Raw genomic sequence first — 15,156 nt, 5'->3', positions numbered from 1 at the left:
CGACCGTACTCGCGCCGTGCTTGCTTGCGCCCTTTGCAGAATGCGTCCACCGCCATCGATGCGACGGTTCCAATCTACGCTTGCGCGTGTTTTCATACGCATTGGTATATTGGACGCGCAAAACCATTGCATGTCAACCTTCGCGCAGTGCCCGAGGCCCCTTCCTGCACCCAGGATCCGGCCCGCCCTGCACAGCGCAGGCTATCTCTTGACGAAGGCAGCTCGTGTGCCCCCATCAACGGGCAGGACGGTGCCGTTGACGTACTTGGCCGCGTCACCCAGGTAGAACATGATCACATCAGTGACGTCTTCCGGCTGCGCGATGCGTCCAAGCGGCGAGTCATTCGAAATCTTGTACGAGCCGCCTGCGACCGACTGCATCATCGGCGTCTCGACCGATGCCGGAGCCACCGCGTTCACAATGACTCCCGAGGGCGCGAGCTCCACCGCCAGGACGCCAGTGAGCACGTGCAGTGCAGCCTTGCTGGCGCCATAGAACCCGGCCCCGACCTTTGGCCGGATGCCGGCAACGGAGCCGAGGATGACGACACGCGATGGGTTGATCGTGCTGGCGTCTTTTCTCAGCAGCGGTAGCGCCTCGCGGACGCAAAGCCAGGGTCCCTTCACATTGACGCCGAGGATCAGGTCCACCTGCTCCGGCGTGTGCTCCTCCAGCGATCCCACGCGGACCGCTCCTGCAGAGCAGATGAGGGCATCGAGCGTTGAGTGCTCCGCACCGACCTGCTCGAACGCATTCTTCACGCTCGCCGCTTGCGAGACGTCGCACTGCTCGAACCGGTAGCGCCGTCCATCCTGCTGCCGGCGAGCGGCGTCCGCAGCGCTCTCGGCGTTCAGGTCGAGATTCCATACTGTCCACCCTTCGGAGAGGAGACGTTCCACCGTGCTTCGTCCGATTCCGGACGAACCACCAGTGACGACGGCTGTCTTGCTCATGATCGGACGGATGGGGTCATCAGCCATGAATTACTCCGTGCTGTTCAGGTTCAGCCGTTGCCTGAGCGCTTCCTTCTGAACCTTTCCCGTGGACGTCATGGGCAGTTCATCCACGAAGATCACGCGCACAGGAATCTTGAAGCTGGCGATCTTTCCGCGGAAGAGTTCGATGACCTCCTCCTCTGAAGGTTGCGCGCCAACCTCCGGGACCACAAAGGCGACCGGTACCTCTTGAAGGCGTTCACTCTTCCGGCCCACCACGGCGGCGGACCGGATGCCGGGCATCTTGCAGAGCAGCTCTTCGATCTCGGCCGGTGCGACGTTCTCTCCGCCGACCTTGAGCATGTCTTTGTAGCGCGCGAGATACCGCAGGTGTCCGTCTTCGCGCAGAAGGCCTGCGTCTCCGGTGCGGAACCAGCCCTCGCCATCCAGCGCGTCCCTGGTCGCTTCAGGATCCTGGTGGTACGCGATCAGCCGTGCGTAGCTGCGCACCTGGATTTCACCCACTGCGCCCGACGGAAGTACCTCGCCGGTGTCGATATCGACGATGCGCACATCGATGCCTGGTTGCGGAAGACCGCTGGCCTCGCAGCGTTGCGACAACGTGGTGCCCGGTGAGGTGATGGAGATGCCGCCCCACATTTCGGTGAGGCCGTAGCTCGCCGCCGTCTCGCAGAGCTCCCTCTGCACGCTCTGCGCCAGCGTTCGCACCGACTCCGCGCCGGTCGCGAAGCTCGCCGTGCGAAGGCTTCCGATATCCAGGTCGAGTCTGGCCTTGGCGGCCAGCAGATCGGCGAAATGCGCTTCGAAGCCGTGGACCACCGTCACGCGGTGCTGATGGATAAGGCGCAGCGCGTGCTCGCCGTTGAACATCTCCATCAGCACCTGCTTGGCGCCGCAGAGGAAGGACATGATGACGGAATAGCCGATCGCGTAGATGTGAAACAGCGGCAGATACGTAAGCTGTACGTCGCTCTCCACCAGGCCCATGATGCGGGAACGATCGCGGCACAGCCGGAGTCCGGCGTGATTGAGCAGGACGCCTTTGGGGCGCCCGGTGGTGCCAGAGGTGAACATCATCATGGCCGTATCCGACGCGCAGACCGTCGGCAGCGTCACCTGTGCACTAGGACGCGTGCCCGGCTCGCGGAACTGCTCCCATGAGATTGAGCCGGGCAGATTCGCGTCCCCGATGAGCACGACGGTCTTCAGTTGCGGCGCAGCTGGGAACGTCGCATTGCCGTTTTGCTCTTCGGGCACAAGGCCAAGTGCGTCCGCCAAGAGCGCCTCAAAATCCACGGGGCCTGCTCGCGTGCAGCTCACAAGGAAGACACTGCCAGAATGGCGCAATGCAAACGCGAGCTCCGAGGACTTGTAGCGCGTGTTCAGCGGCACTGCAACTGCGCCGATGCGCACGATGGCAAACAGCAGGAACTGAAGTTCCGGGCTGTTCGGAAGCCAGACGGCCACCTTGTCGCCCTGCTGCACGCCGGCGCACGAGAGCGCCCGTGCGAGGATCTCAACCTCCTGATTGAACTGCCTGTATGACCAGGTGCGGTCCTTGAACACAAGTGCGCTGCGATCACCCCAGCGATGCACCGCGAGCGACGGTAGATCGCCCAGAAGATCGCACTCGATCACCTCCGCGGCCATCAGTCCTCCGGTCTCACACCAAGCGCAACCAGGAATCGCGCTACCATGTTGTAGGTCGCAATGGACGCCGTGAGCTCTACCAGCTGCGTCGTGTCGAAGCGCTCTGTCATCGCAGCAAACACCGCATCGTCGACGCGAACATTGCGTGTCATCTGCGCCGCATAGCGTGCGACCAGTGCCTCGTCTGCGGTCATTCCGGACGGTGGTTCGTCCTTTCCCGCCTTCACATAGGCATCCAGCGCGTCGAGGCTTTCCTGGCACCCACCGGCGGCCAGATAGTCCGGAGCGTGGTGGTGGTACTCGTAGTGCGCGCCGGTGATCAGGGCGACTGTGCAGATGCCCAGTTCCCGCAGCCTTGGGCTGACGCTCAGGTCCGTGCGCACTGCCTTGAGATAGGCATTCCAGCCCCGAGCGAGCGGTTCGCTCCAGAGCAGGGCGCGATCAAGGTTCAACAGCGCGCCGCCGCGGCGTGCGAGGATCGCATCGACCAGCTCGGGCGGCTGCGGCTTGCTGTCGGAGTTCCAGGGCGGGATGCGCATTGTTTATCGCGCCTCAGGAGACGATGCCCGCTTCGCGCGCCTTGATCTGGAGGGCGATGTAATGGGACCACACGCGGCCCTGCGCAAAGCCGCCGCCTGTAAACCAAAGTCCCTTCTGCGGCGTGGGCTTGTACATGTTCCACATCTCACCGCCCTTGTCCAGACCCCACACCGGGCCGATCTTGCCGGCGATCTCCTCACCCAGGAGTTCGCGGATGACGTCGTGTGGGGGGTGATACCCCGTGGCGGCAACCACCAGGTCGGCCTTCTCCACGCGGCCGTCCTTCATCAAAGCGCCCTCTGGCACGAACTGTTCGATGTCTTCGTAGTGCAGCAGGCCGATCTCGCCATTCACGATCAGGTCGGAGCAGCCGACATTGAGGTAGTAACCGCCATGGTTGTTGCGCACCCGCATCTGGTGGCCACCGCCTTGCGGACCGCTGTCCACCTTGAACCCCCGCGCGCGTAGCCCCGCCAACAAGTCCTTGTCGATCTCCAGCATGCGCTGGGTGCCGAGCTGATAACCCTTCAACTGCACCTGGAAAGTGCCGCTGGTGGCGATGAGATCACAATCGTCGACGGTCAGGCCTTCGTTGTAGTAAATCGCATGGTTGATGCTGGCTGCCTTGACGCTGAAAACGGTGATCGAGCTGCGCTGGATCATCTTCACGTTGGCGCCGTGGCCATGGAGGTCCTGGGCAATGTCGTGGGCGCTGTTGCCCACCCCCAGCACCAGCACGTTCTTGCCGCGCCACGGTGCACCGCTGTCGAAGCCCTGCGCATGCACCAACTGACCCTTGAAGTCCTTCAAGCCGGGGGTGTCCGGCATTTTTGGCTCGCCAACGATGCCATTGGCGAAGACCAGATGACGCGGGTGCAGCACCCGCTCGGAACCGTCGGCCCGCTGCACGCGTGCGGTCCACACCCCACGCGCGTCGTCGTAGCTGCCCTGCACGAACTTCGTGCCGGTCCACACATTGCATTCCAAGGCCTTGGCATACGCATCGATCCAGTCCCCCAGCATGTCCTTGGTCAGATACTTGGGCCAGGTGGCCGGGAACGGCATGTAGGGCATGTGGTTCAGCTCAATCTCGTTGTGCAGCGCCAGCGCGCTGTACCGCTTGCGCCAGACATCGCCGACGTTCGGCAGCCGTTCCACCACCAGCGCGTCCACCCCCAGCAGGCGCAGGCGCGCCGCAACCAGCAAGCCGTTGTGCCCCCCTCCGACCACCAACACGGCAGGATCTCGCTCGTCGTACCGCTGCTCGCGCGAACGCCGCTGGCCCCAGGCCTCGCCACCGAAAATCCGATTGCTCGTCCCCTCTGGCCGCCTGCCCCCCACAGGTTCTTCATGACCTTTCAGTTCCCGCAGCGAGGTGCTGATGACCCAAGCTCTCCCCGGGTCGGCGGCCGGCAGCCGCAGCACACCCAGGCAGCGACCTGAAGCTGTCTCGAACTGAAAGATCGCCTCGATCACCTCCACCCCTGTGCGCTTCACGCGCCTCGGCGGCGTGCGTCCTTCGGCAATCCTGAAGTCATGCGCCTGCACCCGCGGCTGCTCGCGCAGGAGCGTGGAGACGACCATGTCCCGTGAGTCGGAGGGCGTCACGTTCCAGGTGAAGGCGATGAGGTCGCGCCAATGCGCGTCATCGATGAAAAGCTGCTCGAGCTTGCTTCGGTCGCCGGCGCGTAGAGCTTCCTCGAAGTCGCAGAGCCATTGGTCTACATGATCGGCTTCGTTCAAACCCGACGCTTGTGCCGTCCGGTTTTCCATGATCGTTTCCTGCATTGCTGTCCTTTCGTGTCCTGGTTCTGCCGCTACATGCGGCAAACCCTCTGGACTTGCGAAAATTTTATGGACGAGCCGGCGCGGCAGCTAGACGCGGTCAAGCCAAGCATCCTTGCCTCAGGCGCAAAGATGATGGGGCGTTTCCCGCCCCATCTCTACAATGCAGGTTCGAGGTCATTGAATGGACGAATTCACCCGCATCAGAACCTTCATCAAAGTAGTGGAAGCCGGCAGCTTCTCCGCTGCGGCACGCGATGTCTCCTCCATCAGCTCCGTGGCACGCCAAGTGAAGTCGCTGGAGGACGAGCTGGGGGTCCGGCTTCTCAATCGCAGCACCCGCAGCCTGTCTCTCACCGATGCCGGTAGGCAATTTCATGAGCGCGTGACTGCCATCGCCAACGACCTGGACAACGCGACCTCCGAGGCAAGGTCCTTGCGGGATGACGTGAAGGGCCTGCTGCGGGTTTCACTTCGAGTGACGGCGGGGACGACAGTCGTTGTGCCCGCGCTGCCCCGGCTGTTTGCGCACTACCCTGACTTGCAGCTGGAGATCACGCTCAGCGATGAACGGCGCGATCTGATCGCGAACAATATAGACGTAGCTCTCTGGCTCGGCGACCTGCCGGATGCCGATATCGTGGCGCGCCGCCTCAGTCCGAGCCGGCGCATCGTTTGCGGGACGCCTGCCTACTTCGACAAGCACGGCATTCCCCGTACACCTGAGGACCTGCGCCAGCACAACTGCTTGCTTTTTGCGGCTCCCTCCTATCGCAACCGATGGAGTTTCGCGCGCGAAGGCGAACTTCAGGAGGTCGAAGTGCGCGGCAGCATCCGGTCCGACAATGGACTGGTCCTGCTTTCGTCCGGCCTGTCCGATCTGGGCGTGATCATCGTGCACGAATGGATGGTCCGCCAGCTGCTTGCCGATGGCCGAATGATCAGGGTGCTGAGCGAGTACGCCGTCAATCCTCGCCCCGGAGATGCAGATTTGTATGCGATCTACCCATCGAGCAGAGGCCTTTCGCGCAAGGTGCGCGTCTTCGTTGATTTCCTTGTTGAAGCATTCAGCACGGAAAGCGAACCCTCGTCCGCGGTCGCTCAGGTGCTCAGCGAATCTTCGCTGAAGTGATCGTCTCCTTCCTCCGTGATGCAGCAAATGCGTCACCGATACCGGCGCCGTCATTTCGAGGACGGCGGCACGCGGGCAGCTTTCGTCAAGTTCGGTTCACGACCTCCACAGCTTCAGCCTGGGCACGCTCCGCTGCCCGGGAGGGCGCGTGAAACAGCAGTGCTGCCCCACCCCCCATCGTAAAAGTCCCCAGACAGACATAGGCCACCGAGTACGAATGGCCCAGTTCCAGCATGCAGGAGACCAGGTAGGGTCCCAACATGGAGCCGCCGAAGGTGAAGACCTGGACACCGCCCGAGCAGTGCGCCAGCTCTTCGCGCGGCACCAGCCGCAGCAGCTGTGCGAACAGCAAGCCGAACCAGCCCATTGATGTTGCCGCGCAGGCAGCCATGATCAACCCGGCTAGCAGCAGGTGCGCATTTCAGCGATCGTGGACGCCTGTTTCAGGCTGATCGTGGACGGCGTTTCAGCGCCATCATGGACGCGCATGGGATGCGCGCAAGCGAGGGGTTCACTGTATCTCAATCGTCCACGATCAGTTTGAAACGCACAGTCGCGAAGCGATGTTCCAGGTGTTTGGCAAGGGGCGCTGCGTAGACTTATCCACGGCGGCGGTCGGCGCTTGCGACGTACCGGCCGACGCGGTGGATAAGTCGTTTTCAAGCCCACGGGCGCGTGAGGTGCGCATGGCGTTCATTGCATTGGTTCCTCATCGCGCAGCGACTTGCCCTTGAGTTCGATCTTGTGACTGCTGTGCACGATGCGGTCGAGGATGGCGTCAGCGAGTGTGGGATCGTCTAGGTAGGTGTGCCAGGCCTTGACCGGCAGTTGGCTCGTGATCAATGTCGAGCGCGTTCCCACGCGATCGTCCAGCACCTCCAGCAGGTCGTTGCGCTCGGGCGCGCCCATCGGGGAGATCGCGAAGTCGTCGATCACGATCAGATCCAGCTTGGCCAGGTGCGCCAGACGCCGAGTGAAGCTGCCGTCGCCGTGCGCGACCTGCAGTTCGTCGAAGAGGCGCGCGGCGCGGGTGTACAGCACCGAGAAGCCCGACCGAGCCGCCTGATGCGCCAGGGCGCAAGCCAACCACGTCTTGCCGCACCCCGTCGCGCCGGTGATCAACAAGTTCTGGGCATTGCGCAGCCAGTCGCCGCCGGCCAGTGCCGCCACAAGTGAACGGTCCAACGATCGACTCGCGCGCCAGTTGATGTCCTCCACGCAGGCCGTGCTGACCTTGAGCCTGGCGGCCTTCATCAGGCGCGCCACGCGTTTGTCGTCGCGCCAGGCGATCTCTTGCTGCACCAGCAGCGACAGGCGCTCGTCGAACCCCAGCGCGCTCGCCGCGGTGCTGGTGGCCTGCTCCTCGATGGCGCGGACCATGCCGTCCAGGCGCAGGCTGCGCAGTTGGTCCAGGGTGTGTTCGTTCAACATCTTCAATCTCCTTGCAGTGGTCAATGGACCGGGGTCAGTGGTAGTAATCGGGACCGCGCACGTTCTCGTGTGCGGGCAGTGGCGACGTCGGGCCGGTGAACAGGGATGGCTGGCGGTCCAGGCCGTTCTTGAGGATCGAAGCCACGCTGCGGTACGTTGGCGAGCGGATCGCCAGCGCGCGGGTGCAGGCCGCCTCCAGCCGGGCCGGCGTGTACTCGCGCGCCAGGCGCTGCAGACCCAGGCAGGCGCGGTAGCCCTGCTCGGGGTGTGGGCGGTGCTCGAGCTGCCAGGTCACCACCGCGGCCGCGCTCACGCCGATGCGACGGCCCCAATCGATCAACTTCTGGGGCGTCCACTCCAGGTGGGCACGGTGCGATGCCGGCATGTGCTCGGCCACGGTCGTGAAACCGCCGCGTCGGTGACTCAACGCGTGACAGGCCACTCGCTGGTTGGCCGCGAAGCACTCCACCAGGCTTGCGGTGACGCGCAGCTCGACCGTCGTTCGCACCAGCCGGTGTGGCACGCTGTAGTAGTGGCCGTCGAACTCGACGTGGTAGTCGATGTTCACCTTGGCGGACTTCCAGGTGCACAGCTCGAAGCGCGTGGCCGGCAGGGGCCGCAGCGCCGGTGCGTCCAACTGCTCGAAGGCACTGCGTCGGCAGCCCGGCAGCTTCTTGAACGGGCGCAGGTTTAGATCGACCAGCAGCTCGGCGATGGCGCGGTTGAGCTCGACCAGGCTGAAGAAGCGCCGGTTGCGCAGCCGCGCCAGAATCCATCTCTCGACCACGAGCACCGAATTCTCGACTTTGGGTTTGTCGCGCGGATGACCGGGGCGCGCTGCGAGCAACGCACAGTTGTAATGGGCGGCGAACTCGTCGTACAGGCGGTTGGGTTCGGGGTCGTAGCGATCCGGGCTCTTGATCAACGCACGGGCTTGATCGGGCACGATCAACCGCGGCACGCCATTGAAGAACTCGAGGGCGCGCACCTGGGCGCCGATCCAGTCGGCGGTGGTCTGGCGCGCGGTGGCGCAGGCGTATGTGTAATTCGATGCACCGAGCGTGGCCACGAAGATCTGTGCGGCGGTGATCTCGCCGGTGGCCGCGTCGATGAGCGGCACCGTCTGGCCGGCGTAGTCGACGAACAGCTTCTCGCCGGCGATGTGCGTCTGGCGCATCGAGCGCTTCAGGCTCATCGCCCAGGCGCGGTACTTCACGCAGAAGCTCGTGTACTTGTAGGCCAGGGTGTTGCCCCTGGCGTACTCCTCCCACAGCAGTTGGAGGGTGACGCCGGCGCGCTTGAGTTCCTGGTGCACGGCCGCGAAGTTGGGGGCGAGCTGGTGGCTGCTGCGCGGCATCGCCGGCCGGTACAACCGGGCTTCAAGCTCTTCGTCGGTGAGGGTCTGTGCGAGCTCCCAGTCCACGCCTGCCGCGCGGGCCAGGGAGACGTACTTGCCCGCCACGCTCTTGGAGATCTTGAGCGCTCGGGCGACCTCGTTGTAGCTCAAGTCTGCCTGCAGATGCAGGCGCAATGCCTCTCGGATTCGGCGCATGGTGATTCTGTTGGTGGGCATCGGCTTGAACCGCAAAAAGCGGTGAGCCTAGGCCCGGTCAAAAGATCACTTGCGCGCTCCCCAAATCGTCCACGATCAGTCTGAAATGCCGTCCACGATCACGCTGAAATCGCGTCCACGATCAGCCTGAAATGCCGTCCACGATGGCCTGAAATACGCAAGCAGGGACGGCGACGGGGGCAGCGAGCCTAGCGCGAACAACGAAATCGCCATGACCAGGCCATATGTCGCGAGAAGGTGCCGAGGCGACATCCAGCAATCTGCGACATGTCCGACTGCGATCCGCGCAACGACCGAGATCAGTTGCGAGCTTGCCAGCAGTCCGGCCGCTGAAACAAGCGGTATGCCGAGGTTGACAAGCAGAAGGATGAAGTAGGCAAGAAATCCCTGCTGGGCCATCGCATACGTCATCGAGACCAGCCCAAGCCGTCTGAGAGCTGGTTCGCTCGTGACCTTCAGCAGTGCAGACATGAGCGGCAGCCGCGCCGGCTTCATCCTGCTGCGCCACTCCAAGCGGGACACAGTGGGTGTGAGAGCGGCAGTCGCGATAACGCACGAGATCGCGATCAAGACCAAGGAGGCTCTCCACCCGGTCCATACCAGCCACATCGGCAGCATGAACCCAGCCGCAGCGACCCCGGCAGGACCGGCGGCCTGCTTGAGAGAAAAAAACAATCCTGCGGAGCTGATGGGCACATGTCTGCCCAATATCGCGTTGAAGGCCGGATTCGTGCAACCGATGGCTATCCCGATCGCCAATGCCGCCGCCAGCAGCCCCACGACGGTACCGACCGTGGCGAGCGCAGCACCCGCCGCAGCGCAAAGTAACAGGATCTGCGTGAAGCGCATCGGTCCTGCCCATGCAATCCATGGCGCAAGCAACATACCTGAAATCATTGCCGATAGATACATCAGCGCGTTGAACACCCCCACTCGCTCGGGATGGAGTCCGAGCTGCGGCGCGACGGTCGGCGCAATCACCGGAGCCGCGGCCGACACAAAGGCAATCAGCATCTGCGCAACGAAGGTGACTGTGAGCGCGAGCGCGGGTCGAGGCGGCTGATCGGTCACGTCTCGTCCTGAAGGCGTCGGCCTATGCTTGTCGCCCGATCAGCCCGGCTCACGGCCGAACATGGCCTCGGCGCCCAGGATATAGCCTTCCAGACCCGTCAGCGCCGCGAGATGGAATACCTCGAGGATCTCTGCGCGACTGGCGCCGTGCTTCAAGGCCTGGCGGATGTGGATGACAAGCCCCGGCTCGTACATGTGCGTGACCGTGCAGTCGATGGCAATGCAAATCAGTTCCCGCTCCCTGTCCGACAGGGAGCCGTTCTTCCAAGGTTCGGTAGACAGCTGCGCGAGAGCCGAAAAGTACTCCGGCATCATCCGAACGATCACGTCCCGCTGTTCGTTCCAGACGCCTCGAACACGGATGAATTCGTCCTTGATATCCTGGAGCTGCGGTGTGATGGGCGGTGCTTCTGCCTCAGGATGCCCGGCGGCCTTCAGTTCCCGCATGAGCACTGGCACGGCGAAGTACAGGGCGTGATTGCTGATGCCCACGATCGTCACCAGCACGTCCAGGACGTCCTGCAGTGTCGCGCCGGAAGACAGCGCTCTTGCAATATGACGCCGCACAACTTCCGAATTCATGGTGGTGGCCGTGGCATGCAATGCCACCAGTACCAGCTCCTTCATGCGGGGCGACAGCGCCGCTGCCATGTGCGCTGATCGCCAGAAGCGCGCCGCTGCCTCGTACGCTGTCGGCGACGCCTCCTTCAGGCGCCCTGCCACGGCTGGATCATTGAAGATGGCAGCCAAGTCTGCGAGGTCTTCGTGTTGTGCATCTTGCATCCCGCATCCTTCGCTGTCAGTACCCGATCCTCATCAGCATGCCACCATCGACCGGCAAGCTCACGCCCGTGATGAATGCGGCTTCCTCAGACGCCAGGAAGAGTGCCGCGTTCGCGACATCCCAGCCTGTCCCTTGCTTGCCTCGCAGCGGCACCTCGCGGTTGCGTTTGGCCGACAGTTCTTCTCGCGTTCCACCCAGCAGACTCACCCGCTGGTCCACGGACATGGGCGTATCGATGACGCCAGGCAGGATGGCGTTGGCCCGCACACCATAGGCAGCGTTCTGAATCGCGAGTTGTTGAGTGAACGCGATGAGGCCCGCCTTGCTGGTTCGGTAGGTGATGTTCGGCCGTGTTGTTTCGATTGCCGACACTGAGGCGAGATTGATCACAGCGCCGGACCGCTGCTTGCGCATGAATGGAACCACGTACTTGGCCGCCATGACGGCGCCGCGCAGGTTGATGTCCATGACGCGCCCGAAAATTTCGTCCGTGATCTCGTCGAGCGGCTTGTCACCACCGGCAATGGAAACGCCGACGTTGTAGAAGAGGATGTCGATGCGGTCCCATCGCGCCATCGCTGCCTCGGCGGCCCGTTGCAGGCTCTCGGTGTCCGTCACGTCTGCCTGGAGCGCCTGAGAGTCTCGCGCATCGTCGCCGGAAATGCGCAGGGTCTCCTCTGCCGATTCCAGGCTCCGGTCGACGGCCAGCACAGACGCGCCCTCCTGCATGAAGCGCAGCGCCGTCGCCCGTCCGGTCCCAACGGACTCGCCGGGGAACTGCCCCGCCCCGACCACGATTGCCACCTTGCCTTCGAGCCGCCCTCTCATCGTCCCTGCCCTCCTCGGAGCGAATGCACACCGATGCGTGAAATCCTCAGATGGTGCAGCAGCTTGCCGAGCACGTGCATGTTGTCTCCTTGCTGTCTGAGATCAGCTTTTCGCCGCCGGAATCCCCAAGCCGGCGTCCGGCAGCCGGTAAAAGGTCTTCGCCGTGCGACAGAAGATGTCCGCCCGTTCGCGCGCGCTCGCACCGGCCACCAAGCGCTTGAGCGCATTGAGGCCGATGCCGTAGCTGTAGCTGCCCTTGTCCACCGGGAAGTTGCTGCCAAACATGCACCGGCTCGGGCCGAAAAGTTCGATGCAAGTGTCGATCCAGGGGCGCCAGGCATCGGCCAGCCGCGACGAACTGGGCGCCCGTTCGCCCGCCTCGAAACCGAAGCCGCCGAGTCGCATGCCCAGCCCACTGAGCTTCACCACGACTTGCGGGCACTTGGAGAGTTCTGCCATACCCGCCTTCCATTCACGGAACACCTCGTCCCCCCGGTCCGCGTAGTTGGCAATGCCGATCACCCCCCCGCAGTGGTTCAACACCACGGCGGTCTGCGGGAATGCACGGGCGAGGGCTGCAAGTTGCCGCAGCTGGGGGAAAAAGACCCATCCCTCGAAACTCAGGCCCAAGGGCGCCAGATGCGCGAATCCAGCGCGGAACTCGCGCGACTCCATCATGTGCTCGGAGATCGGGTAGGACGGATTCATGAGCGACGCATTGGCGTCCCATGTGAGGGACTGCCGCACGCCGCGGAATCTGCCGCCATCCTCGATGACACCACCAGCAAGGGCAATATGGCGTTCCAGCACCGGCCGGATCGCACTCCCCAAAGTCAGATCCGCATACCCCACAATCCCCGCGCAGACACGGGTATCGCCATAGATGCCACTCGCGCTCATCGCCGCCATGCCGTTCGCGAACTCGGTTTCGCCAAGCGGCTGCAGGTGAGGCGGGGCGTCCACGCGCAGCATCGAGCGCGCCTGCACAATCACGGTCGCGCGCACGTTGTGGCCGCAGTTCAGGTCACGCAGCAAGTCGTCGAGCAGGTACCTGGATCCCGGTCGATCGTAGAGATGATGATGGGAATCGACGATCGGCAGCGCCGGCTCCAGCGCCTCCTCCTCACGGGAGGCGAGCCAATCCGGCCGGACAGGAATGTGGGTGGGTGAACCGCTCATGCGTCGACCCTCACCGGGCTGCCGTGACGCCTCCATCGACCACCAGCTTGGTGGCCGTGATGTAGCCTGCTTCATCGCTGGCCAGGAAGAGCACGGCATTCGCGATATCCCAGGCACTGCCGGTGCGGCCCATAGGAACAAGCGCATTGCGCTTGGCCGCCAGATCATCGGCGCTGGCGACACCCAGCTGCTTTGTCAAACGGTGCGAAACCAGTGGCGTATCGATCATGCCCACCACCACGGTGTTTACGCGAATGCCCTTTTTCACGTAAGCGATGGCGGTCGCCCGGCTGAATGTTTCCAGCCCCGCCTTGGACGCCGCATAGGCGATGTGCACGCGCCCTCCGACCTGGAAGCTCATGCTCGCGATGCTGGAGACGTTGACGATGGCGCCCCCCTTGCCCTCCGCCTCGAACTGGCGTTCCATCACGGGCAACACATGCTTGCAGCCGAGGAAGGCGGTCTTCAGATTGCGGTCCATCTGAGCGTCCCACTCTTCAACCGACAGAGAGACAGGGTCGCCCGGAAAGCTACCACCGACGTTGTTCACCAGGATATCGATGCGGCCATGGCGTTGCAGGCACCTGTCGACCGCCTGCTTCACTTCGTCGCTGGAAGTCATATCCGCCTTGCAGCACGCCCAATGCTTGTGTCCCTCCTCCTGCATGGCGCCCGCGGTCCCCTCCAGCGCCTCCGCGTTGAAGTCGGTCCCGAAGACCTTGGCACCCTGGCGCGCCAGCAGAACGGCCGTTGCTCGTCCGTTACCCCAACCTTCCGCCACCGAGCCCGCGCCGGCGACGAATGCAACCTTGCCGCTCAAATCCAACATCTCGTGATTCCTTTGACTCCCCTCAAGGGGTTCGATGTCAGAGCGTAGGCAATGCGTCCGCGCTTAGCAATCGCATGGGGCGCCAAGCACCTTGCCGCAATTTGCAAGGCCCCGACCCCCCACTCTTTGCGGAACACCTGTCCGCGCGCGGGACGACCCAGCCATCACCTTGAATGCGGCTGATCTGCTCTCAAGACGCTCGATAGAGCGGCTTGCAATGCGCATGCCGCTCGCCCTCCTCGATCGTTGCGGGCATTGGTTCGCATTGCCGAAACGTTGGCCCGCTGCGGAAGGAGCCCCCCAGGGAAAACGGCGCGCGCCGCCAGTGACTTTTGCAAGATGCGGGTCGGAGGACCGTCGCTCGCTTCTGTCCACCCACCCTTGCCCTTCGCCTCACAGGGGCGTCAGGCCGATCTTCTTCACCAGTGCGGCGTATCTGACCGCGTCCTGGCGGATCGTCGCCTGAGCTTCTTCGGGGCTGCAAAGCGTGACAGTGCTGCCCTGACGTACTATTTCCTGCTTGAGCGCCGGATCTGAAAATGCTTTGAACGCTGCTTGATTCAGCTTCTTCACCATCGCGGGCGCCATTCCCTTGGGCGCGAGCAGCGTGACCCAGGCATCACACACGAGGTTGGGCAGGCCCTGCTCCGCCATGGTCGGCAAGTCAGGCGCGGCGGGGCTGCGCTTGGTCGAGCACACGCCGATGGCCCGAAGAGCTCCGCTTGTGATGTGCGGCTGGAAAAGAGAAAGGCCTTGCGTTGCGAAGTCAACCTGTCCACCGATCAAGCCGACCGTCATCGGACTGGGGCCTTGATAAGGGATATGCCTGGCCTTGACCCCCGCTTCGTCCAGGAACATCTCTGTCGCCAGATGGGCGACCGACCCAGGACCGGATGATCCAAAATTCATCGCATCCGGCTTTTCTTTGAGAAGGGCAATGAGCTCCTTCGCATTGCTCGCGGCGATCTTCGAGTTCACGGCCAGCACCATGGGGATGGTCACCAGCATGGTGATTGGCGTGAAATCGGTGTTCACATCGAACGGGAATCCTTTCATCACGCTGGGCAAGATCACCAGGTTGTTCGTGATCACCGCCAGGGTCATGTCATTCGGCGCCGCGCGCGCGACCGTTCGCAGCCCAAGTACTCCCGAGGCGCCGGGCATGTTTTCCACGACGACCGGGACGCCGAGGGCGGCACCTAGGCCCGGTTGGAGGAACCGGGCGGTCGCGTCTGTGCCCGAGCCCGCGCTCGTCGGCACAATCAGGCGCACACGACTTTCGCCTTGCCCGAAGACTGTGGGCGAGGCAACCGCGGACGCCAGCAGTGCGAGCGTCTGGCGACGCGTTACCGCAGTAGGAAGAAAATCGGCCATCGAAGGAACAATCATTTGTGCGT

Annotated in this window: 14 protein-coding genes; 1 reads left to right on the top strand and 13 read right to left on the bottom strand. The window is 63.4% G+C overall.

Features of this window, described 5'->3' with window-relative positions; genetic code table 11:
• Nucleotides 1-201: 201 nt before the first annotated feature.
• Genes GXN78_RS39265 through GXN78_RS39250 form a run of 4 tightly spaced genes read right to left on the bottom strand, consistent with a single transcriptional unit; the run spans nucleotide 202 to nucleotide 4,935 of the window.
• Complete coding sequence (locus GXN78_RS39265; protein ID WP_106557975.1) at nucleotides 202-981, bottom strand: SDR family oxidoreductase; 780 nt, start codon at nucleotides 979-981, stop codon at nucleotides 202-204.
• A gap of 3 nt (nucleotides 982-984) precedes the next feature.
• Complete coding sequence (locus tag GXN78_RS39260; protein WP_106557974.1) at nucleotides 985-2,607, bottom strand: AMP-binding protein; 1,623 nt, start codon at nucleotides 2,605-2,607, stop codon at nucleotides 985-987.
• On the bottom strand, nucleotides 2,607-3,146 hold the full coding sequence (locus GXN78_RS39255) for a carboxymuconolactone decarboxylase family protein (RefSeq protein WP_106557973.1): 540 nt from the start codon (nucleotides 3,144-3,146) through the stop codon (nucleotides 2,607-2,609). Before GXN78_RS39255 ends, GXN78_RS39260 begins: the two co-directional genes overlap by 1 nt.
• Nucleotides 3,147-3,159: 13 nt before the next feature.
• Nucleotides 3,160-4,935 carry an NAD(P)/FAD-dependent oxidoreductase gene (locus GXN78_RS39250; RefSeq protein ID WP_239143086.1) on the bottom strand — a complete coding sequence of 592 codons (1,776 nt, stop codon included), beginning with the start codon at nucleotides 4,933-4,935 and terminating at the stop codon, nucleotides 3,160-3,162.
• A gap of 181 nt (nucleotides 4,936-5,116) precedes the next feature.
• On the opposite strand from GXN78_RS39250, the gene GXN78_RS39245 reads away from it, so the two are divergent.
• On the top strand, nucleotides 5,117-6,064 hold the full coding sequence (locus GXN78_RS39245) for a LysR family transcriptional regulator (RefSeq protein WP_106557972.1): 948 nt from the start codon (nucleotides 5,117-5,119) through the stop codon (nucleotides 6,062-6,064).
• Nucleotides 6,065-6,149: 85 nt separating this feature from the next.
• Here the strand turns inward: GXN78_RS39245 and GXN78_RS39240 are convergent, their stop codons facing one another.
• From GXN78_RS39240 to GXN78_RS39200, 9 genes are all read right to left on the bottom strand, one after another.
• A complete protein-coding gene (locus GXN78_RS39240; RefSeq protein ID WP_106557971.1) occupies nucleotides 6,150-6,431 on the bottom strand; it encodes a hypothetical protein in 282 nt (93 codons plus the stop codon).
• A 326-nt stretch (nucleotides 6,432-6,757) separates the two neighbouring features.
• Nucleotides 6,758-7,495, bottom strand: a complete 738-nt coding sequence (istB, locus tag GXN78_RS39235) for an IS21-like element helper ATPase IstB (RefSeq protein ID WP_106557970.1) — start codon at nucleotides 7,493-7,495, stop codon at nucleotides 6,758-6,760.
• Nucleotides 7,496-7,529: 34 nt separating this feature from the next.
• On the bottom strand, nucleotides 7,530-9,068 hold the full coding sequence (istA, locus tag GXN78_RS39230; protein ID WP_106557969.1) for an IS21 family transposase: 1,539 nt from the start codon (nucleotides 9,066-9,068) through the stop codon (nucleotides 7,530-7,532).
• A gap of 75 nt (nucleotides 9,069-9,143) precedes the next feature.
• Nucleotides 9,144-10,139 carry an MFS transporter gene (locus GXN78_RS39225; RefSeq protein ID WP_106557968.1) on the bottom strand — a complete coding sequence of 332 codons (996 nt, stop codon included), beginning with the start codon at nucleotides 10,137-10,139 and terminating at the stop codon, nucleotides 9,144-9,146.
• Nucleotides 10,140-10,178: 39 nt separating this feature from the next.
• Nucleotides 10,179-10,922, bottom strand: coding sequence for a carboxymuconolactone decarboxylase family protein (locus GXN78_RS39220; protein WP_106557967.1), 744 nt, complete (start codon nucleotides 10,920-10,922; stop codon nucleotides 10,179-10,181).
• Nucleotides 10,923-10,938: 16 nt separating this feature from the next.
• The gene (locus tag GXN78_RS39215; protein ID WP_106557966.1) at nucleotides 10,939-11,751 is read right to left on the bottom strand and encodes an SDR family NAD(P)-dependent oxidoreductase; all 813 of its coding nucleotides are present in this window, start codon (nucleotides 11,749-11,751) and stop codon (nucleotides 10,939-10,941) included.
• Between the two features lie 102 nt (nucleotides 11,752-11,853).
• Nucleotides 11,854-12,930 carry an amidohydrolase family protein gene (locus GXN78_RS39210; RefSeq protein WP_181360583.1) on the bottom strand — a complete coding sequence of 359 codons (1,077 nt, stop codon included), beginning with the start codon at nucleotides 12,928-12,930 and terminating at the stop codon, nucleotides 11,854-11,856.
• Between the two features lie 10 nt (nucleotides 12,931-12,940).
• On the bottom strand, nucleotides 12,941-13,759 hold the full coding sequence (locus tag GXN78_RS39205) for an SDR family oxidoreductase (protein ID WP_106557964.1): 819 nt from the start codon (nucleotides 13,757-13,759) through the stop codon (nucleotides 12,941-12,943).
• 393 nt (nucleotides 13,760-14,152) lie between these two features.
• Nucleotides 14,153-15,148: a tripartite tricarboxylate transporter substrate-binding protein gene (locus GXN78_RS39200; RefSeq protein ID WP_239143085.1), complete on the bottom strand. Its 996-nt coding sequence runs from the start codon at nucleotides 15,146-15,148 to the stop codon at nucleotides 14,153-14,155.
• Nucleotides 15,149-15,156 lie beyond the last annotated feature (8 nt).

Source organism: Variovorax sp. WS11 (genome assembly GCF_010499245.1).
Classification (GTDB): domain Bacteria; phylum Pseudomonadota; class Gammaproteobacteria; order Burkholderiales; family Burkholderiaceae_C; genus Variovorax.
Note: the sequence above shows the minus strand (reverse complement) of the source record. Positions and strands in the feature narration are given on the sequence as shown.